This window comes from Vicinamibacteria bacterium (assembly GCA_035620555.1).
Classification (GTDB): Bacteria; Acidobacteriota; Vicinamibacteria; order Marinacidobacterales; family SMYC01; genus DASPGQ01.
On sequence record DASPGQ010000486.1, the window covers coordinates 1 to 20800 of the forward strand.

Sequence of the window (20800 nt, forward strand, 5' to 3'; positions counted from 1 at the left end):
GACGTCTTCGAGATCGAGCGTGAGAATGTTGGAGCGGCTCGTGAGCTCCAGGAGCTCGAGGATCTCTCCGTCGGAGAGCCTTTCGTTTCCCTCGACGCGGATGCGATGCACCGAAAGCCCGGGAGCGCGGCTCATCGCCGCTGCCGCCCAAACAAAGGCGCCCAGAAGACTCGCGATCCCCAGCAGGAGCGCTACCCGACGCGCGCCGGCGCGTCCCAGTTTCCGTGCCGGCCTCGTCCTCCGCCTCTGCCCGCGAAGGAAATGCTCGTCGGGCGCGCCCTTCCTCAGCTCCACGTCATCACCTCCGCTTCGAGCGCGATCCGGCTGTGGCGAAGGACCTTCTCTCGCACGGCGTCGATGAGGCCGAAGACGTCGGCGGACGAGGCCTCGCCGTCGTGGACGATGAAGTTCGCGTGCACCTCGGAGATGCGGGCTCCGCCGACGCGGAACCCCTTGAGCCCCACCGAATCGATCAGCCGTCCGGCGGAGTCGCCCTCGGGGTTCTTGAAGATGCATCCAGCGCTCTTGACCCCCACCGGCTGCGTCTCCTTGCGAAAGCGCATGTGTCGATCGAGGTCGGACTTGATCGCGGCCGGCTCGTCCTTCGTGAGGGCCAGAAGCGCCGAGGCCACGATGAGGTCCGAACCAAAGGAGGAGGCCCGGTAGCGAAAGTCGATCTCCTCGCGCGCCAGCACCATGGGCCCAAGGTGAGGGGACACCGCCGAGACCTGCGCGACGTGGCGCCCGATGGAGAAGTCGTAGGCACCGGCGTTCATGGTGAGCACGCCGCCGAGCGAGCCGGGGATGCCCACTCCCGCCTCGAGCCCGCGAAGACCCGATGCGGCCGTCCTCCGAACCAGAGTCGGAAAATGGACTCCCGCGCCCGCCTCGACCCGGCCCGCTTCCAGAAACCGGACGAAGTCGAGAGCTCCGGTATGGAGCACCATCCCACGAACGCCGCCGCCGTCGACGAGCAGATTGCTGCCGGCGCCGAGAACGCGAAGAGGCATTCCCTCCGCGGCGGCGATCTCGAGAACGGTGGCGATCTCCTCGACGGAGCGGGGCTCAACGAAGAGCTCCGCGGGCCCTCCGAGCCCGATCGTCGTATGGCGCGAGAGCGGCTCTTCCACTTTGTGGGGAATGCCCGCGGCCGCGAGACTCTGGGCGGTGCGCCGAGCGCTTTCAGTGTGCTCGCGCATATACGACCTCCGCCATTCGATCGGAAAGGAGCGTCACACTGCCCGCCCCCAGAGTCATCATCAGGTCGCCCTCTCGCAGCTCCTCCGCGAGAATTTTCGGCACGTCGTCGAGCTCGGCGACGAAGCGGACGTTCCGATGACCGTGAGACTCGATGCCCCGTGCCAATCGCTCCCCGCTGACCGATTCGATCGGCTCCTCGCCCGCCGCGTAGATCTCGGTCACGAAGAGAACGTCCGCCTGGTGAAACGCGTGACAGAAGTCCTCGAAGAGGTCTCGGACGCGGGAATAACGATGCGGCTGAAAGACGACCACCGTACGCCGACCGAAGCTTTCCTTGGCGGTCTGGAGGACGGCGCGAATCTCCGTCGGGTGGTGACCGTAATCGTCCACCACGAGGATTCCGCCGGCATCGGCCTTGACCTGAAAACGCCGATCGACTCCCGAGAACGATTCGAGCCCCGAGCGAATCTGGTCCAGCTCGAGGCCGAGCACCCGCCCGATCCCGATCGCGGCGAGCGAGTTGACGACGCTTACCCGACCGGGGACGCGGAGTCGCACCTCGCCCTCGGGGGATCCCCCGAGCTTCAGCCGGTAGCTCGAGCTCTCTCCCTCGAGCCTCAAGTCTTCCGCGGAAACGTCCGCCTGAGCCGAGAAGCCGTAGGTCACGTAGCGCCTCCGGATCCGGGGAAGGATGTCCTGGACTCGCTCGTCGTCGAGACACACGACCGAGGCGCCGTAGAAGGGCACCTTGTTAACGAAATCGAGAAACGCGTCCTCCAGATCCGCCGCGTCGCGATAGGCCTCCATGTGCTCCCGGTCGATGCCGGTCACGACGGCGGCGACGGGAGATAGACGGAGAAAGCTCCGGTCGGACTCGTCGGCTTCCACCACCATGAGATCGGAGCCTCCGAGCCTCGCGTTCGTGCCGAAGGCGGTGATGCGGCCGCCGATGACCATGGTCGGGTCGAGCCCGGCGCGATCGAGCACCACCGCGATCATGGACGTGGTCGTCGTCTTGCCGTGAGAGCCGGCGACCGCGATCCCGTACTTCAGCCTCATGAGCTCGGCCAGCATCTCGGCGCGGGGGATGATCGGAATCGCGAGCCGTCGGGCCTCCTCCACCTCGGGGTTGTCGGGACGGACCGCGGAAGATACGACGACGACATCGGCGCGGTCTACTCTTCCCGGACCGTGGCCCGCGTACACCCTGGCCCCGAGCGAGCGAAGCCGCTCGGTCGATGCCGATGACTTCAGATCCGAGCCGCTCACCGCGTAGCCCAGGTTCACCAGAACTTCGGCGATGCCGCTCATGCCGATTCCACCGATGCCGACGAAATGGACCTTCGTCTGCTTGGAGAAGAGCGCGGCCGTCACTCGGGCACTCCTTCTCGCGAGCGCACGAGGCGAACGAGCCTTTCGGTGACGTTTCGGGCCGCGTCCGGACGCGCGAGCGATCGGGCTCGAGCGGCCATCCTCTCGCGCTCTTCGGGCGACGAGAGAAGACCCGCGAGCTCGCTCGCGAGCCGGTCCGCAGTCAGCTCGGCTTGACGCACGGTGCGCGCCGCCCCCGCCTTCGCCATCATCTCGGCGTTGTCCTGCTGGTGGCCGCCGGCGAGAGGCAGGGGCACGAGGAGCGAGCCTCGGCCCGCGGCCGCGAGCTCGGCACAGGTCGTCGCCCCGGCACGCGCCAGGACGAGGTCCGCCTCCGCGTACGCCTGCGCCATGTCCTCGATATACGGGGACACGGTCGCGCGCACGTTCGAGCCCGCATAGGCCTCCCTCACCGCATCGAAATCCATGGTTCCGGTCTGATGGGTGACGGCGATGCCCGCGGCGAGCCGGGGCGCCGCTTCGGTCATCGTGCGGTTCAAGAACACCGACCCCTGGCTTCCTCCGAATACGAGAACCCTCATGGTCGACGAGATCTGAGGGGAAAGCGGGGGAACGCCCAAGATGGACTCGCGCACGGGATTCCCCGTCACCACGCCCTTCTTTCCGAAAAAGCGCGTCGTATCGGCAAAGGCGCAGGCCGCCTCGTCGACGAACGGAGCGAGCCAGCGATTCGCGAGCCCGGGCACGGCATTGGGCTCGAGGACGAGCGTCGGGATGCCGCGAAGAGCGGCGGTGAGGAGCATCGTCCCCGAGACGTAGGCTCCGAGCCCCATGACGACTCTCGGCTCGATGCGGCGAAGGAGCCGTCGGGCGTCGAGCCAGCCGGTCGCGAGACCGAAGAGACCCGACAACTTTCTCGGAATCGAGCCGCCACGAAGCGGCGCGGCGCGAATGAGCTCCAGGGGGAAGCCGGCGGCGGGGACAATGCGGGACTCGAGACCGCGCTCCGTTCCCACGAAGACCACGCGGCTTTCCGGCACGGTGTCGCGAAACCGCTCGGCCACGGCCACGGCGGGATAGAGGTGGCCGCCGGTACCTCCCGCGGCGACGAGCAACGTGATCGGCCCCAAGCCTCACCTCGCATGTTGAGACACCGATAATACGAGACCGACCGCCCCCATGCTCATCACGAGCGACGTCCCCCCCGACGAGACGAAGGGCAGAGGGATTCCCGTGGTAGGAAGAAGCCCGGTGGCGACTCCGATGTTGAGGAGCGCCTGGCCGGCGATGAGCACGGTGAGCCCCGAAGCGAGGAGCGAGCCGAACCCGTCCGGAGCTCGATGGGCGATGGCGAGGCCCCGCCACAGAATGATCCCGAAGGCCGCGAGCACCGCGAGGCCTCCCAGGAGTCCGAGCTCCTCGCCAATGACGGCGAAAACGAAGTCGGTATGGGGCTCGGGCAGATAGAAGAGCTTCTGCTGACTGCGCATGAAGCCGGTGCCCAGGATACCTCCCGAGCCGAACGCGATCAGCGATTGGATGATCTGGAACCCCTTTCCCAGGGGATCGCGGAAAGGATCGATAAAGATGAGAAGGCGCTCCCGGCGGTACTCCTCGCTCACGGCGAGCCACAACACGATGGGGGCCGCCACGAGAAACAGCGTCGCCAGCTGGCGCAGCGGCACTCCGGAGACGAACAGCAGACAGGCACCGACGAGAACGAGACAGAAGGCCGTTCCGTAATCGGGCTCGATGACCACCAGGAAGGCGAGAAGCCCCATCGTGAGAAGCGAGGGGAACCATCCGGCGAAGAAGTCCTCGAGCCGCTCCCGCCTCCGCTCGAGCTGAAAGGCGAGCGCGACGACGAGAGCGACTTTGGCGAGCTCCGAGGGTTGGAACGAGAGAAGGCCCACGCGGATCCAGCGATGGGCGTTCTTCACCGGCGGGCCCACGAGCACGGCGACGAGAAGCGCCACGGTGACCGCGAGCAGCCCATAGACGAACGCGGGGTGACGGAGCCGGCGGTAGTCGAAGCGGGTGAGAGCGAGCAGGAGCAAGAGACCCACCGAGGCCGACATCGCTTGTTTCACCAGAAAGAAATACGAGCTCCGGTGGGCGTCGTGGGCCACCACCGCCGACGCGCTGTACATCATGACCAGACCGAAAGACACGAGAAAGATGGTCGTATTGAACAGCGTGGCGTCGGGCGAGAGCTTGACGGCCATGGCTCACTCTCTGGCCGCTAGACGCTCGACGATGGCACGGAATCTCTCGCCACGCTCGCGGTAGTCCCGGAACATGTCGAAGCTCGAGCCGGCGGGGGAAAGGAGAACGACGTCGCCCGGGCGGGCGCGGCGATGAGCCCTCTTGACCGCCGATTCGAGGCTCCGGCAGATCTCGACCGGCACCAGGTCGGAGAACGCGTCCCCGATCCGGTAGCGGCTCTCACCGATGGCCAGCACCCGCTTCACCTTACGTGCCACGTGATCTCGGAGCTCGCCGAGATCGCCGCCCTTGAGCCGGCCGCCGAGCAGCAGCAGGATCGGCCCGTCGAAGCTCTCGAGAGCGGCGCGAACCGCCTGGACGTTCGTCGCCTTGGAGTCGTTGAAGTAGCGCACCCCGCCGATGTCGGCCACTTTCTCGAGCGCATGGGGAAGACCGTGGAAGTGCTCGAGCGCGTATCCGACGTCGACTCCCGAGGCCCCGACGAGGGCCGCCGCCGCCGATGCCGCGAGAGCGTTCAAGCGATTGTGTCTTCCCGGAACCTGCATCTCGGCGAGCGAGGCGAGGGGGGTCTTCGTGTGATCCTCGTGCATCACGATCCACGGCCCCTCCACGTGGACGTGAGGGGTGAGGTCCTCGAGACACTCGAGGTCGAAGTAGAGTTTCTTCGGTCTTGCGCGTCTAGCCATTTCCACCGTGAAGCGGTTGCCTCCATAGACGACCGCATGGTCCTCCTCCGTTTGGTTTTCGAAAATGCGTTCCTTGGCGCGCAAGTAGTCTCGAAACGTCGGGTGCCAGTCGAGGTGATCCGGGCTCACGTCGAGGAGGACGGCGACTTTGGGACGGAACCGGTCGATGGTCTCCAGCTGGAAGCTCGAGACCTCCAGGACGAACGCCGTCTCCTTCGAAGCGCCCTCGAGCTCTTCGACGAGGGGTGAGCCAATGTTTCCCGCGAGGCGAACGTTCCTCCCCGTGGACTGGAGCATCGATTGGAGCAAGGTCGCGGTCGTGGACTTCCCCTTGGTACCGGTCACCGCCAGGACCGTTCCCTCGACCTCCCGGAAGCCGACCTCGAGCTCGCCCCACACCGGGATCTCGCGGGCACGGGCCCGTTCGACCAGGGGCAGAGTCGTCGGTACGCCGGGGCTGAGGACGACCAGGTCCGCCTCGTCGACGAGCTCCGGCGGATGCGAACCGGTGACGAGGACAACCCCCATCCGCTCGAGCGATGCCACGTCGGCGGGTAGCTCCTCCCGGGGTCTCTGATCGTTGGCCACCACTCGCGCCGCTGCGGGCGCGAGAAAGCGGCATACCGCCAGACCGCTTCGCCCGAGTCCCACGACCAGCACTCGCCGGGCCCGGTAATCCTCTTTCATGGACTTCCACTATTTCGCGCCCTTCACCTCAGCTTCAACGTCGTCAAGCTCGCGAGAGCGAACATGAGCCCGAGGATCCAGAACCGAATGATGACCTTGGGCTCGCTCCATCCGGCGAGCTCGAAATGATGATGAAGAGGAGCCATTCGAAACACGCGTTTTCCCGTGAGCTTGAACGACCCGACCTGGAGAATGACCGACGCGGCCTCGATGACGAAGACGCCCCCCACGAGCACCAGGAGGAGCTCCTGCTTGATGAGCAGGGCCACGGTGCCGATGGCGCTTCCCAGCGCGAGCGAGCCGACGTCTCCCATGAAGATCTGCGCCGGGTAAGAATTGAACCAGAGAAAACCGAGGCTCGCGCCGATCATGGCACCGCAGAAGATCGTGAGCTCCCAGATGCGAGGGATGTGAATCAGATCGAGATAGGAGGAGAACTGCGCATGCCCGGTCACATAAGTGAGCACGGTGTAGGCGCCCGCGGCGATGAGCACCGTTCCGATGGCCAGACCGTCGAGACCGTCGGTCAGGTTGACGGCGTTCGATGCGCCGACGATGACCACGATGGCGAAGGGAACGAAGTACCACTCGAGGTTGGGCCGGAGCTGCTTGAAGAAGGGAAACAGGAGCTCGGTGCTGTAATCGCCGTGGCCCGACATGTCGTGCAGCAGCAGGGCGACGACGAGCGCCGAGCCGGTTTGCAGCACGAGCTTGGCACGGGGTGAGAGCCCGGTCGAGTGGCGGCGGACGATCTTCAAGTAATCGTCGAAGAAACCGATCAAGCCGAACGCGACCGTCGTCCCCAGCGCCATCCATACGAAGACGTTGGTCAGGTTCGCCCAGAGAAGCGTCGGCGCGATCATCGCCGCGAGAATGAGCAGGCCGCCCATCGTGGGAGTGCCCGCCTTGGAACGGTGGGTCTCGGGACCTTCCTGACGGACGTGCTGGCCGATCTGGAACCGCCGGAGCCTTCGGATGAGCCACGGGCCCATCACGAACGAGATGGCGAGGGCCGTCAACGTGGCGGAGGCCGTGCGAAACGTGACGTAGCGAAAGACGTTGAAGAAGCTGTAGTCTTCGTGGAGGGGGTAGAGAAGGTGATAGATCACGCGCTCTCCCCTTCCGCCCGGCCCGCTCGCACGATCTCGACCGCCCTCTCGAGCCCGACGCCGCGCGAGCCCTTGAACAAAACGACGTCACCTTCGCGGAGCAGCCCTTTGACGAGCGCTCCCGCTTCTTCCGCGCTGCGAACCGCGTCGAGGCGCACGGCTTTGATTCCCGCGTCCTTCGCCCCTTCGAGGACCGAGTCCGCGAGCCCGCCCACGGCGATGAGCACGTCGACGCCCCGGCTCGCCGCATCTCTACCCGCCCGGCGGTGAAGCTCCTCGGCCGCTCCGCCGAGCTCGAGCATGTCGCCGATCACCGCGAGGTGTCGGCGGCCCGGCTCGGTAGAGAGGAGATCGAGGGCGGCGCGAAGCGCGCGGGGGTTCGAGTTGTAGGTCTCGTCGATCACGACGACGCCGCCCGCTAGCTCGAGCCGCTCACCGCGATGATGAGCGGGTGAAAGCTCCTTTAGCCCGCGGGCGGCAGTCGCGATCGGCACGTCGAGGGCACTGGCGGCGGCGAGACCGGCGAGAAGGTTGTACACGTTGTGACGTCCGGGAAGAGGGGAAGAGACCTCCACCCGGTCCCGCCCCCGCTCGACGGTGAATCGTACTCCGGCGCTCGACGCCGAGGCGACACGGCCGCGGACGTCGGCGTCGTCGCTCAGGCCGAATCGGATCTCCCGTCCCGAGAATTTCTTCGCCTGCTCGAGAACGAGGGGATCGTCGGCATTCACCACGGCAACGCCCTCCGCCTTTAGCCCGACGAAGATCTCGCCCTTCGCCTCGGCGATGGCCTCCACGGTTCCGAAGAACTCCAGGTGGGCCTCGGCGACGTTCGTCAGAACCGAGACGTCGGGCTTCGCGATCTCGCAGAGCCGCGCGATCTCTCCCGGCGCGGACATGCCCATCTCGAGCACGGCGACCGACTCCTCGCCAAGCCTCAGGAGCGACAGCGGCAGGCCGTAGTGGTTGTTGAGGTTCCCCTCGGATTTGAGCACGCGGTGCCGGGTGGCGATGGCGGCGGCCGCGGCATCCTTGGTCGTGGTCTTGCCCATGCTCCCGGTGATCGCAACGACCTGAACCCCGGCACGGTCCCGGATCGCGGCGGCCAGATCTTGAAGGGCGCGCGTGGTGTCGGCGACACGGACGACAAAGGCGTCGGCGCCAACGATAACGTCCGACGAGGCGACGATGCCGCAAGCCCCGCGGGCGATGGCCTGAGAAACGAAGTCGTGGCCGTCATGCCTCGGGCCGACGATGGCGAAAAAGAGCTGGCCGGGCTCGACGCGCCGGCTGTCGATGGAAACCCCCTCGACCGGGGCGTTGGGATCCCCGCTCGCGATCGAGCCGGCCACGAGCTTCGCCACTTCTCCTGCGGACAACCTCACGGAGACGCGCCTCCGATCTCGCGTACCACCTCGCGATCGTCGAACGGCAGAACGCGATCTCCCACGATCTGATAGGGCTCGTGGCCCTTGCCCGCGATCATCACGACGTCGCCGGGCCGTGCTTCGCCCAGCGCCAGCTCGATCGCCTTTCTCCGGTCGACCTCGACCCGAACCGGCGCCTCTTTCACGCCGAGCTGAATCTCGCGCAGGATGGCTTCGGGATTCTCGCCCCGGGGATTGTCGGAGGTAAGAACGACCCGGTCGGCGAGGCGTGAAGCCACATCACCCATCAGGGGCCTCTTCGTCCGATCTCGCTCCCCTCCGCAGCCGAAGACGACGATGAGCTGGTTTCTCGTGAGGGGTCTCGCCGCTTCGAGCAGCTTTCTCAAGGCGTCGTCGGTGTGTGCGTAGTCGACGATGACGTCGAACGGCCGGTCGACGAGAACCCGCTCGAAGCGACCCGGGGCCCCGGACACCGTCTCGAGGGCCTCGACGATCGCCTCGTGCTCGAAACCGAGCGCCCGAACGGCGGCAAGAGCGGCGACGAGATTGAGCGCGTTGTAACGACCGAGAAGGGGGCTTCGAATTTCGAACGTCCTCTCGCCCTCGCGGCACTGGAACCGGATGCCCTCGAGCGAGGCTTCGACCTGCGACACCGAGAGATCGGCGGTGGCCGCGAGGCCAAAGGTGACGGCGCTCGTCCCGAGCTCCGCCGCGAGTCTTTCTCCGTAGGCGTCGTCGATCGAGACGACCGCGGTCGCCCCGGCGCGAACGTACCGCGTGAACAGGAGCCGTTTCGTGCGAAAATAATCCTCCATGTCTCGGTGAAAATCGAGATGGTCACGGGAGAGATTGGTGAACACGGTGACGAGAAACTCCGTGCCCTCGAGCCGGTGAAGCGCGAGTCCATGAGAGGAGACTTCCAGCACGCCGTAGCCCGAACCGGAGGCCAGGGCCTCGGCGAGAAACTTCTGGATCGCGGGCGCCTCGGGCGTCGTGTATCGGGCGGGCTCGCTGCGCTCCCCGATCTTCCTCACCACCGTACCCAGCATCGCCGACGGCGGGGCGAGCCGGTCGAGGAGGCCATCCACGAGGAATGCCGTCGTGGTCTTTCCGTTGGTCCCGGTGACACCGACGAGGTTCATCTTCGTCGACGGATTCCCCTGGACCGCGGCGGCGAGCACCCCCACGACTTTCCGGGGCTCCGGCGTCTGGACCCAGGTGGCCGAGGAATCGGACGCGGGCATCTCGCTCACGACGGCGACCGCTCCCCGCGACACAGCATCATCGACGAACCGGTTTCCGTCGGCTTTCTCGCCGCGGATCGCGACGAACAGCCCGCCGGGCCCGACCTCGCGCGAGTCCACGCTCACGCTCTTGATGAGTCTCTCGCGCGGGCCGGTAACGCTCGAGAGCGGAATGAGGCGGAGGAGCGCCGTCAAGTTCGCGCCGGTCGATGCGTTGCCGGCGGCGTCCGTCGCGCTTCCCGCTCTGGCAGTCGTCACAGCCATCACTCCGGGCTCGGACCGAAAGTCTCCCGGTGCACGCTCGCCACGCGTTGATCGCGAGCGGGCGGCACGCCATAAAGCTCGCGCCCCTCGACCGGGCGAACGCCCAGGACCAGTCGGGCTCGCTCTCCCGCGGCGGCGGTCGCACCCGCGAGCGGGTGCTGCTCGACCACGAATCCCGAACCCTCGATGACGGGCACGAGGCCCAAGGTGACGAAGCGAGCGAGCGCGTCGCGCGCCGGCAATCCGATGACGTCGGGAACCTCCTCGACCCGCCCCGAGACGCCGATCACCTTCGTTTCTCCGTCGAGCATAGGCCGGGTTTGTGGCCAAACTGTGGCGAGTCGCACCAGCGTCTCGTCGTCCCGGGGGACGCCCAGGTAACGGAGCGAGCGCTCGATGATCCGGCCGAACACCGCGGCCGCTCGCGAGCCGGAGTGATCTCCGTCGGGCGAGTCGAGAATGACCAGCGCGGTTAACTCGGGATCCTCCGCCGGAGCGAAGCCGGCGAAAGAAGCGATGTAGTCCGTTTTCGAATAGCCGCCGCGAATCGCCTTCTGCGCCGTTCCCGTCTTGCCCGCCACCCGGAAGCCGGCCACCGCGGCTCTCCGTCCCGTTCCGCGCTCGACCACACCCTCGAGAAACGAGGTCAGATGCCGCGCCGTCTCTTCGCTGATGACACGACGAACCGGCTGGGGGGCAAGGCTCTCCTGAAACGTGCCGTCGGGACGGTCTCGGCCGAGCAAGAGCGTCGGACGCATCAAGAGACCGCGGTTCGCCACGACGTTCACCGCCGCAACCATCTGGAGCGGAGTCACCGAGATCTCCTGGCCGAAGGCGATCGAGGCGAGCGACGCCGCCCCCCAGCGCGACGACGGCCGGAGGATGCCGCGGCTTTCCGCGGGAAGCTCCACGCCGGTGGGCTCGCCGAATCCGAATGCGCGGATGTAGGACTCGAACCGCTCCTTGCCCAGCCGCTGGCCGATCCGAATCATCCCGATGTTGCTCGATTTCTCGATCACTTCGCGAAAGGTCAGGACGTCGAACGGGCGATGGTCTCCGATGATGCGATTCGCGATCTGGATCGAGCCGGAACCGCAATCGATTCGCTCGTCCTCGGTCACGACCCCTTCCTCGAGTGCGGCCGCGGCGCCGATGATCTTGAACGTCGAGCCGGGCTCGTAGACGTCGGTCACCGCGCGGTTTCGCCAATGGCTCGCGGGAAAATCGGCATAGCGGTTCGGGTTGAAGCTCGGCCAGGCCGCCATCGCCAGCACTTCTCCCGTTCTCGGCCTCATCAGGATGGCGATGCCGCTCGCCGAGCGGCTTTCCTCGACCGCGGCGGTGATCTCGGTCTCGGCGATGTATTGCAGGTTCTCGTCGAGCGTCAGATAGACGGAGTGGCCCGGTACGGCGCCCTCCTCGACCCGGCTCGCCGCCCGGCGTCGGAGCGCATCGATCCAGATGATGCGCCGGCCCGGCTCTCCCTGGATCTCGTCGTCGAGAGCGTACTCGACCCCTGCCATTCCCTCGTTGTCCATTCCCACGTAGCCCAGGACCTGAGAGGCGAGACGCCTCTTGGGGTAGAACCTCTGGCTCTCGGGGACGAACCCCGTTCCCGCGAGGTTCAGCTCGCGGACACATTGCGCCTTGTCCGCGGTGGCCTTCCGCTCGATCCAGACGAAGCTCTTGCCGCCCTCGAGCCGGGAGGCGACCCGTCGCGGCGGCGCGTCGAGACACTCGCCGAGCGCTCGGGATGCCTGAGAGACCTGCTCGGGGGAGAACGCGCGGGGGACGGCGTAGATCGATTCGACCTCCACGCTGGTCGCGAGCGCGTGACCGTTTCGATCGAGGATGCTCCCCCGTCTCGGATCCAGCTTCAGCGTCTGCTGGTGCTGCATCGCTCCCTTCTCCCGAAGAGAGTCGCGCGCCACGATCGTGAGATAGGCGAGCCTCGCGGAGATGGCGAGAAATCCGAGCGAAGTGCACAATCCGAGGAGCACGAGCCGGACCTGAACACGAGTAAGCGATTTGCCGTCGGTCACCGTGGGGACTCCATGGGCTCGAGAACCAGGACGTGGTCTCCGTCGGGGTAAATCATGCCGAGCTCTTCGCGAGCGATGCGATCGATCCGTTCGGGATCTTCCTCGGTGGCCAGCTGCAGCTCGAGATGCCGCTTACGCTCGACGAGCTCCTCACGCACCTGGCGGAGCTCCTCCATTTGGTAACCGAGCCGAATCATCTCGAAATGGGGCCAGGCGTAGACGATGACGGCCACGGTCAGCACCAGAGCGGTCATGACCACCATGAACAGGTCGCGGTGGCGCTTGCGGTCGAGCTCGCGCACGAGCCGCTCGTTCCGAACCGCCCGCGTCATCGAGAACGTTTCACGTTTCATCGACGCGCTCCAGAACCCGGAGCTTGGCGCTCCTCGCTCTCGGATTCTCATCGACTTCCTCGGCGCCGGCGATGACCGGCTTCTTGGTGAGAATGCGATAGGCGCTTCCCGCCGGCCTCGCCCGCTCCCGAAAAGCACGTTTCACCGCGCGGTCTTCGAGCGAGTGGTAGGACACCACGATCAACCGTCCTCCCGCCGCGAGCCGTTCGGGCCCCTCGCGCAGCAGCGAATCGAGAGCGCGCAGCTCGTCGTTCACCGCGATGCGCAAAGCTTGAAACGTGCGCGTGGCCGGATCGATGCCGTGCCGCTTCGGCCCGGTCACCGCCACCACCGCCCCTCTGAGCTCTCGCGTCGTTCCGATCGGCCGCGAGGCGGCGATCCGCTTCGCGATCGCCCGTGCGCGGCGCTCCTCGCCGTAGTGGTAGAGGATATCGGCGAGCTCGGACTCCGACGAGCGGTTGACGAGATCCGCCGCGCTCGGCCCTCGCGAGCGATCGAAACGCATGTCGAGGGCACCGTCACGGGAGAAAGAGAATCCTCGGCCCGGGTCGTCGAGCTGAAGGCTCGATAGCCCCAGATCGGCCACGATGCCGTCGACCGAGGCCACACCGAGGCCGTCGAGGTGCGGGCACAGATCCGCGAACGAGCCCCACACGAGCTCGAGCCTCCCCGAGTGCTCGGCGACCATGGCATCGCCTCGTCGAAGCGCGGCCCGATCGCGATCGAGCGCGATGACCCTTCCTCCGGGGGAAGAGCGACGGAGGATCGCTTCGGAATAGCCACCGCCGCCGAACGTCGCATCCACGTACACCCCGCCGTCTCTCGGCGCGAGGAAGTCGACGGCCTCGGCAAGAAGAACGGGCACGTGGCCCGCTGAGCTCGGCTCGGATTCCGTCATGAGTGCCACCGACATGATCAAATGTCGTACTCGGTGAGCGCTCGGTGGTCGTCCACGGTGAAGGGCTCTTGCTGGAGCTGCTCCGCCAGATAGTCGTGATTCCACACCTCGAGATGGTCATGCATGCCGAGCACGTCCACCGTCCCATTCATCTGGGCCGGCTCTCGCAGCTGCTGCGGGATGAGCAGCCGACCCTGGCGGTCGAGTGATGACGCCTGGCCGTAGAAATGCACCCGCTTGAGCAGCTTCACCTTGGTCGGATGGAAGTCCGGCATGCTTTTCAACCGCCTCTCGAACTCGGTCCAAACATCCATCGGATAGATCCGAACGTTGTCTCCCGAAAGAGACGTCACGAAAACGTCCAGGCCGTAATTGGTCTCGATGAGCTGTAAAAAGCCAACGGGAACCTTCAGCCTTCCCTTTTCATCGACCCGCGCGGGATGATTACCGCGGAGCAATGAGACCTCCCCTCACTCCCGGCACTTTCTTGCTCCGAGAGATGTTGTCAGGTAGAGCCTAGACCACTTTACTCCACTTTGATCCACCGGCATCCTAAGATAGCCACAACCTCCCTGTCAAGGTGCATTTAACGGAATCAAGACCACAAGATCTTGTGTAGTAAAAAGCCTACGAACCGATGCTTCGGGAGCCCGCTCTCGCGTCCGTAGTAAGATGCCCGATGCTTCCATGAAGGCTGGCATCATCGGGCTCGAGGGTGTGGGGAAACGCACGCTGTTCCGTCTCCTGACCCGAGCCGCGGGCACGGGCACGGGTCGAGAGGAACAGTACGGCGTTCTGAAAGTCCCCGACGACAAGCTTCCGGTGCTCACTCGGATCCACGACTCGCGAAAGACGACCTACGCGACCATCGAGCTAGTTCTCATCCCGAGCCTCGCGAAAGATCGTCGGGACAAGATCGACCTTTCGAGCCTCAGGGCGGTCGATGTCCTGGTTCACGTCGTTCGCGCCTTCGAGGACCCGTCGGTACCGCATCCCGAGGGCTCGGTGGATCCAGTTCGCGATCTCGAGGTCCTCGAGCTCGAGCTGACGCTCTCGGATCTCGGCGTGGTCGAGAGACGGCTCGAGCGGATCGAGGCCGACGTGAAGAAGGGCCGGAAGGGTGACGCGGGCGAGATTCCCCTTCTCCAGAGGGCCCGAGACGCACTCGCCGAGGGCCGATCGCTAAGGACCTCGCTCGCCCACGAGGAGCTCGACGCGCTCCGGGGCTACGCCCTTCTCACCGCAAAGCCCATGCTCGTCGTCGTGAACGTGGGCGAGAACGAAGCCGCGACCAGCGACCTCCCCGACCGGATGGGGCTTTCGCGATTCCAGGCAGAAGGAAGTTTTGCTTTTGTCGGCGTTTCCGCCAAAATCGAGGCCGAGCTGGCCGAGCTTTCCGCCGACGAGGCCACGGCGTTTCGTAACGATATGGGCTTGAACGAAAGTGTTGTGGCGCGAATCGTCCGCTCGACCTTCGAGCTCATGAAGCTCGTTACGTTCTACACCGCGGGGGATCCGGAGTCGCGCGCCTGGGTCGTTCCCCGTAACACCAAGGCGGTCGAGGCCGCGGGGGCGATCCACAGCGACATGGCGCGCGGCTTCATTCGCGCCGAGGTCGTTCCTTATGGCATCCTCGTGCGCGAGGGCTCGTGGAGCGCCTGCCGCGACAAGGGGCTTCTCCGGCTGGAAGGCAAGGAGTATCCCATCGCCGAGGCCGACGTGGTCCTGTTTCGTTTCAACGTTTGACCATGAAGCTCATCGTGCAGATTCCCTGTCTCAACGAAGCGGAGACGCTGCCGGCGACGCTCGCGGAAATTCCGCGCACCATCGAGGGCGTCGACACCGTGGAGATCCTGGTGATCGACGACGGCTCGACTGACGAAACGTCGGACCTGGCCCACCGGTGCGGGGTCGAGCACGTCCTGCGGTCATCGAGGAGCCGGGGGCTCGCGGCAAGCTTCAAGACGGGGATCGACGCGGCGCTCGGGCTCGGGGCCGACATCATCGTCAATACCGATGCCGACAACCAGTATCCCGGCGCCGATATCCCTCGACTCGTCGCCCCCATCTTGAGGGGTGAAGCGGACATCGTGATCGGCGACCGGCAGGTGAGCGACGTCGCGCATTTTTCGACCTCCAAGAAGAGGCTCCAGAGCCTCGGAAGCTGGGTCGTTCGCCAGGTGTCGGGAACGAAGGTTCCCGACACCACGAGCGGCTTTCGCGCTTTCACCCGCGACGCGGCCCAGCGCCTCAACCTCGTCTCCGACTACACCTACACGCTCGAGACCATCATCCAGGCGGGAAAGAAGAGGCTCGCCATCGCGCAGATTGCAATCGAGCCGAGAACCACCCGGCCGAGCCGCCTGATTCGAAACAACTGGGATTACGTGAAGCGCTCGGCGGCGACCATCGTGCGCATCTATGCGATGTACGAGCCGCTGAAGATCTTCAGCTACATCGGCGCGGTTTTTCTCGCCGTGGGCGCCGTTCCCGCCTTGCGCTATCTCTACTTCTGGTGGATCGGGGAAGGCCAGGGGCACGTGCAGTCGGTGATCGCCGCCGGCTGGTTCCTGACGATTGGTTTCATGATCCTGCTGATCGGCCTGGTGTCGGACATCATGGCCTCGGTGAGACGACTTCTCGAGGAAGTGTTGTACCGCCAGCGGCTGCTCGAAGACCGCGTGAGCGAGATGGAAGAGCACCCGGGCGAGCTCGCATCGGCGAAGTCACGGGTGCGGGAGGGCTCGAAGAGGTGAGCGTGGTGATGGAAGACGCGCCCTCGTCGCGCCGCAAGAAGGCCGCGGCCGGCACCGCGGGCATCACCCGACGAACCAGCGTTCTCGTGCCCGCGTTCAGGGAGGAGGTCGCCATCGGCGAGCTCCTGGGTGAGATCGGAGCCCTCGGACCCTGGAAAGAGATCCTCGTCGTGGACGACGGCTCGAAGGACGAGACGGGAAATCGGGCCGCGGCGGCGGGGGCCACGGTGATCCGCCACCCCTACAACAAGGGCAACGGCGCCGCGGTCAAGACCGCGGTGCGAGCCGCGAGCGGGGAGTTCATCCTGCTCATCGACGCCGACGGCCAGCACCCGCCGGGATCGATTCCCGCTCTCCTCGCGAAGCTCGACGAGCACGATCTCGTGGTGGGCGCGCGCTCCTACCGGGGGCAGGCCAGCTTCTCCCGGGCTCTGGGAAACGCGGCCCTCAACCGGTTCGCCTCGATGCTCGCGGGTTTCCGAATCGACGACCTGACGTCGGGCTTCCGCGCGGCGCGCCGGGATCGGTTCCGCGAGTTCCTGCATCTGCTCCCCAACGGGTTCAGCTATCCGTCGACGAGCACCCTCGCCTTCCTCAAAGCGGGCTATAACGTCGCCTTCGTCCCCATCGAGGGAAAGAAGAGAGACCGACGCTCGACGAGCAAGATGCGTCCCTTCCGGGAAGTGTGGCGCTTCGTGATGATCATCCTCCGGATCGTCACTCTCTTCAGCCCGCTTCGGGTGATCGTTCCGATCGCCTTGTTCTTCTTCCTCGCCGGCATCGGCTACATGGCCTACACCATCGCGACCGCGACCGACATCACCGACACCTCGGTTCTTCTGATCGTGTTCTCGGCGGTGCTGTTCGTGTTCGGGCTCCTGTCGGAGCAGATCGCGGCGCTGCGATTCGAGAACCGCGACCGGTAGCCTAGCAGGCTGATGAAAGAGTACAGTCCAGCCTGCGCGAGCGGAGCGTTCGACTTCGCCAAGGCTACGTCGAAACCGCGCCGAAGCCCGAAGGGCGCAGGCGGGAGCCCGGCGCGCCTGCCGCGCCGTAAGCAGCCCGAGCCGTGGCGGCCCGATCGATTAACGGGTCCCGCCATGGCATTGCTGCACTCCAGTTGTTTTCCCCCCTCGTCATCGTTTATGGTTGAGCCTGGCGGCGTGCTGCCCTGATTGACCGGGCGGCGGCAGAGCCGGGGAAGGGAGCCAGTCATGAGAGAGATGCGCTCACTCGTCGTGGCGTTCGTCGGTCTCCTCGTCGTGGGAGTCTTCGCCCAAGCATCCGAGCAACGCGTCACGTTCACGAAGGATATCGCCCCGATTTTTCAGCAAAAATGCGAGTCGTGCCACCGCGACGGCTCGATCGCGCCCATGTCGCTCGTGAGCTATGAAGAGATCCGCCCCTGGGCCAGAGCGATCGAAGAGGCGGTGGTATCGCGCTACATGCCGCCATGGCACATCGACAAGACCGTCGGCATCCAGGAGTTCAAGAACGATCGGTCGCTCAGCGACGATCAAGTCGCGACGATCGTGAAGTGGGTCGACTCGGGCGCTCCCAAGGGTGACCCGAACGACTTGCCGCCTCCCGTCAGCTGGCCGGAGCACGACGGGTGGATGTTCGCTCCGCTCTTCGACGAGCCGGACCTGATCATCGAGTCGCCCGCCTACACGATGCCGGCGCAGGCACAGGACGTGTGGTATCGACCGGTGGTGGAAACGGGCCTGACCGAGCCGCGCTGGGTGCGCGCGATCGAGATTCGGCCCGACCCGGTCGAGGGAAGACGGATCACTCACCACGCACTCGCCCGGCTGCAGCAAGAAGAGCCGCAGACCGACCGCACCAACGACGCGGAGGACATCGGTCCCGGGCTGTTCATGGAGTGGGCGGTTGGAAAACAAGGCGAGCTCATGCGACCGAACAGCGGCAAGCTGATGCTCCCCGGATCGAAGATCGCATGGGACATCCATTACCATGCCGTGGGGGAGGAGATCACGAGCCAGGCGCAGCTGGCCATCTACTTCTATCCCGAGGGCGAGACACCCAAGTACCGCCAGGTCCTCGGCCTGTTCCACGCGATCAACGGAGGCTCGAAGGGCCTCGACATTCCCCCGAACACCGTCTCCGTACATCAGGGCTTCCACGTCATGAAGCAGGCGGGACGCGTCGAGAACTATCAGCCGCACATGCACCTTCGGGGAAAGGCGATGTCGATGGAAGCGGTGCTTCCGAACGGGGAAAGGCGCATCCTGAGCCACGTGGACAACTTCCAGTTCAACTGGCACAACAACTACGTCTACGCCGACCATGTGGCGCCGCTCTTGCCCCGAGGCACGATCCTCAACTTCACCGCATGGCACGACAACACCGCGGCGAACCGGTCGAACCCCGACCCGACTCAATGGGTCGGCTGGGGAGACCGTACGGTGGACGAGATGGCGCACGCCTGGGTGAACATCACCTACATGAGCGACGAGGACTACGAGACGGAGCTCGAAGCGAGGAAGAACATGCCGCCGACCGCCACGGATCTGCAGCCGTAGCGCCCGATCTCCTTCGTTCGCGATGAGACGTCTCATGCCCGTGATCCGAAAGGCTCTGGTCCTGAGTCTTCTCGGCACGCTCCCGGCCATAGGCTCGAGCCCGGCGACGCAGCTCCCTCTCGACCCTGCGAAGAATTCCGGTCAGAGCGTCACCGCCGCCTACGAGGGGTGGGTCAAGAACGAGGACGGCACCTACAGCTTGCTCGTCGGTTATTTCAATCGGAACCTCGAGGAGACCCTCGAGATACCCGTCGGGCCGAACAACCATATCGAGCCCGGGGGGCCCGATCGGGGCCAGCCGACCCACTTCCTGCCACGAAGGCAATGGGGGGTCTTCACCATCAAGGTGCCCGCCGACTTCGCCGGCAAGAAGCTGACCTGGACCCTCGTGGCGAACAATCAGACCACCCAGGTTCCGATGGGCCTCAACCCTCTCTGGGAAGTCGAGCCGCTAAGAGACGCGGCCCAGGGGAACACACCGCCGGTGGTGCGGTTCGACCCGCAGGGCAAGCCATTTCAGGGACCCCCTCGCGGAATCGCCGCTTCCCTGGAGACGACGGTCTCGGAGCCCATCGACCTGACGGTCTGGGGGAAGGACGACGGCGTGGTGAACGCTTACAGTCGCGAGCGGGACGGTCCGCCGCTTCATCTGACCTGGAGCAAATACCGCGGTCCGGGCGAGGTGAGCTTCGACAAAGCCGAGCCCGAGATCGATGAATCGGACGGCAAGGCAACGACGACCGCAACCTTCAGCGAGGCGGGAAGCTACATCCTTCGCCTCCAGGCGAACGACGTCTCCGGCGATGGAGGCGGCGGCGCTCAGTGCTGCTGGACGAACGTTCACGTCCAGGTCACGGTCGTCGATCGATAATCGACATCACCGGGGCATCGGGGTCGCCTTCGAGGCGAAATACGTCGCCCCCGCGGGTGAAGGTCAGAACGATCGGTCCTTGCAGATCGATCGTGCCCTCGACCCGCCAGCTCGTCCCCGAGGTTTTGAGCTCGAAGGGCCGGACGCGAACCGTGCCGCGGCTCATCTCGAACGGCACTTCGGCCGAGTCGAAAGGAGCCCCCACGAGCCCGACGATACCCGAAGCCTGACCGAGGGTCCTCACCCACGCCACATCGGGCAAGGCGCCCGCGGCAACGGTGAGCGCGCCCGCGCCGGTGAAGTTCCTCGCCTCGAGCCCGAATCCCCTCCCCTCGATGCGCGCCTTTGCGCCTCTCGCCCAGGGAGGCAGGTCGATCGAACTGGTATCGAGGGAAATCTCGTAGCTGAGCGGCAGCACGTTTCCGTCGAGCGCGAGCCTTCCCGACAGCCGCCGAGCCCCGCTCGCGAATTGCAGATCGTCGAGGCGGAGCTTCCCTCGATCGCTTTCCATCCGGCCGAACACGTCCGAAAGACGCGTCGAAGCGAAGCGGATTTCGGAGGCGCGGATCTCTCCCGAGGCGCTGAGACCGTGCACGAGGCTCAAGGCATTGCGGTCGAACCGCGGCTCTCGGAGCGTCAGCTCGACGCCGTCGAGCGCGATCCTCTCCCCTTCTGTTTGGTCGAGCACCCAGAGAGCGCCGCTCTCGATCACGAGCTCCGAGACGGCGAGCTCGACATCGATCGCGGGCTCGCCTCGCTTTTCCTCCGACGCGTCGGGCAGGCTGTGCGGCTGGCCGCGGTTCGCGGACGACCTCGGAAGGCCCGGGTCCCGGGGCGGCTCGAGGTTTGCCCCTCTCGTGCCGAGACGAATCTGCAAGCGTGGTGATTCCGCCACCACGCGCACGATCAGAAGCCGGCCACGAATGAGTGAACGAAGCTCGTGCTCGAATCGCAGGCGCCCGAGCTCCAGATCGAAGCGGTAGCCGGGGCGGGCCGACCTCGCCCGAACCCCCTCGATCGTGAGTCCCTCGAGCAGGTGGAAACGAAAGCGCGAAGCTTCGAGAGACATCTCCGATGCCTCGCTCGCACGACCGAGCGCCGCGCGCCCGAGTGTGGGGGCGTCCAGCTCCACGAGCGTCGCGACCAGCCCCGCCGCCAGGGCCGAGCCGAGGACGAGGAGGACCGCTCTGGCGCGCAAGGC

The 20800-nt window shown here is 65.8% G+C and carries 19 protein-coding genes; 5 read left to right on the forward strand and 14 right to left on the reverse strand.

The features are described 5' to 3' along the window. The 13 genes from VEK15_19780 to VEK15_19840 all read right to left on the reverse strand — a co-directional run. A partial coding sequence (locus VEK15_19780; GenBank protein ID HXV62949.1) for an FtsQ-type POTRA domain-containing protein occupies positions 1-294 on the reverse strand: 294 nt, incomplete at its 3' end. After that, on the reverse strand, positions 285-1199 hold the full coding sequence (gene murB, locus VEK15_19785) for a UDP-N-acetylmuramate dehydrogenase (GenBank protein ID HXV62950.1): 915 nt from the start codon (positions 1197-1199) through the stop codon (positions 285-287). The genes VEK15_19780 and murB, both read right to left, overlap by 10 nt. After that, complete coding sequence (gene murC, locus VEK15_19790) at positions 1183-2574, reverse strand: UDP-N-acetylmuramate--L-alanine ligase (GenBank protein HXV62951.1); 1392 nt, start codon at positions 2572-2574, stop codon at positions 1183-1185. Before murC ends, murB begins: the two co-directional genes overlap by 17 nt. Continuing rightward, positions 2571-3662 carry an undecaprenyldiphospho-muramoylpentapeptide beta-N-acetylglucosaminyltransferase gene (gene murG / locus VEK15_19795; GenBank protein ID HXV62952.1) on the reverse strand — a complete coding sequence of 364 codons (1092 nt, stop codon included), beginning with the start codon at positions 3660-3662 and terminating at the stop codon, positions 2571-2573. The genes murC and murG overlap by 4 nt, the downstream gene beginning before the upstream one ends. A 3-nt stretch (positions 3663-3665) precedes the next feature. After that, positions 3666-4757, reverse strand: a complete 1092-nt coding sequence (ftsW, locus tag VEK15_19800) for a putative lipid II flippase FtsW (protein ID HXV62953.1) — start codon at positions 4755-4757, stop codon at positions 3666-3668. Positions 4758-4760: 3 nt separating this feature from the next. Beyond that, positions 4761-6131, reverse strand: coding sequence for a UDP-N-acetylmuramoyl-L-alanine--D-glutamate ligase (gene murD / locus VEK15_19805; protein HXV62954.1), 1371 nt, complete (start codon positions 6129-6131; stop codon positions 4761-4763). Positions 6132-6154: 23 nt separating this feature from the next. Beyond that, on the reverse strand, positions 6155-7240 hold the full coding sequence (gene mraY / locus VEK15_19810) for a phospho-N-acetylmuramoyl-pentapeptide-transferase (protein HXV62955.1): 1086 nt from the start codon (positions 7238-7240) through the stop codon (positions 6155-6157). Beyond that, complete coding sequence (gene murF / locus VEK15_19815) at positions 7237-8625, reverse strand: UDP-N-acetylmuramoyl-tripeptide--D-alanyl-D-alanine ligase (GenBank protein ID HXV62956.1); 1389 nt, start codon at positions 8623-8625, stop codon at positions 7237-7239. The genes mraY and murF overlap by 4 nt, the downstream gene beginning before the upstream one ends. After that, on the reverse strand, positions 8622-10136 hold the full coding sequence (locus tag VEK15_19820; GenBank protein HXV62957.1) for a UDP-N-acetylmuramoyl-L-alanyl-D-glutamate--2,6-diaminopimelate ligase: 1515 nt from the start codon (positions 10134-10136) through the stop codon (positions 8622-8624). Before VEK15_19820 ends, murF begins: the two co-directional genes overlap by 4 nt. Then, complete coding sequence (locus VEK15_19825) at positions 10136-12178, reverse strand: penicillin-binding transpeptidase domain-containing protein (GenBank protein ID HXV62958.1); 2043 nt, start codon at positions 12176-12178, stop codon at positions 10136-10138. The genes VEK15_19820 and VEK15_19825 overlap by 1 nt, the downstream gene beginning before the upstream one ends. Continuing rightward, on the reverse strand, positions 12175-12531 hold the full coding sequence (locus VEK15_19830) for a cell division protein FtsL (GenBank protein ID HXV62959.1): 357 nt from the start codon (positions 12529-12531) through the stop codon (positions 12175-12177). The genes VEK15_19825 and VEK15_19830 overlap by 4 nt, the downstream gene beginning before the upstream one ends. Beyond that, positions 12521-13444: a 16S rRNA (cytosine(1402)-N(4))-methyltransferase RsmH gene (gene rsmH, locus VEK15_19835; GenBank protein HXV62960.1), complete on the reverse strand. Its 924-nt coding sequence runs from the start codon at positions 13442-13444 to the stop codon at positions 12521-12523. Before rsmH ends, VEK15_19830 begins: the two co-directional genes overlap by 11 nt. 2 nt (positions 13445-13446) lie before the next feature. Continuing rightward, the gene (locus VEK15_19840; GenBank protein ID HXV62961.1) at positions 13447-13887 is read right to left on the reverse strand and encodes a division/cell wall cluster transcriptional repressor MraZ; all 441 of its coding nucleotides are present in this window, start codon (positions 13885-13887) and stop codon (positions 13447-13449) included. 214 nt (positions 13888-14101) lie between these two features. Here VEK15_19840 and VEK15_19845 point away from each other — a divergent pair, with 214 nt between their 5' ends. The 5 genes from VEK15_19845 to VEK15_19865 all read left to right on the forward strand — a co-directional run bounded on the left by VEK15_19845 (position 14102) and on the right by VEK15_19865 (position 19599). Further along, the gene (locus tag VEK15_19845; GenBank protein HXV62962.1) at positions 14102-15175 is read left to right on the forward strand and encodes a DUF933 domain-containing protein; all 1074 of its coding nucleotides are present in this window, start codon (positions 14102-14104) and stop codon (positions 15173-15175) included. Between the two features lie 2 nt (positions 15176-15177). Further along, the gene (locus tag VEK15_19850) at positions 15178-16185 is read left to right on the forward strand and encodes a glycosyltransferase family 2 protein (GenBank protein HXV62963.1); all 1008 of its coding nucleotides are present in this window, start codon (positions 15178-15180) and stop codon (positions 16183-16185) included. After that, positions 16182-17111: a glycosyltransferase family 2 protein gene (locus VEK15_19855; GenBank protein HXV62964.1), complete on the forward strand. Its 930-nt coding sequence runs from the start codon at positions 16182-16184 to the stop codon at positions 17109-17111. The genes VEK15_19850 and VEK15_19855 overlap by 4 nt, the downstream gene beginning before the upstream one ends. Before the next feature lie 288 nt (positions 17112-17399). Further along, positions 17400-18728, forward strand: a complete 1329-nt coding sequence (locus VEK15_19860; GenBank protein ID HXV62965.1) for a cytochrome c — start codon at positions 17400-17402, stop codon at positions 18726-18728. Between the two features lie 34 nt (positions 18729-18762). Continuing rightward, positions 18763-19599: a hypothetical protein gene (locus VEK15_19865; protein ID HXV62966.1), complete on the forward strand. Its 837-nt coding sequence runs from the start codon at positions 18763-18765 to the stop codon at positions 19597-19599. Here VEK15_19865 and VEK15_19870 read toward each other — a convergent pair. After that, positions 19580-20797: an AsmA-like C-terminal region-containing protein gene (locus tag VEK15_19870; GenBank protein HXV62967.1), complete on the reverse strand. Its 1218-nt coding sequence runs from the start codon at positions 20795-20797 to the stop codon at positions 19580-19582. The genes VEK15_19865 and VEK15_19870 overlap by 20 nt on opposite strands. Positions 20798-20800 lie beyond the last annotated feature (3 nt).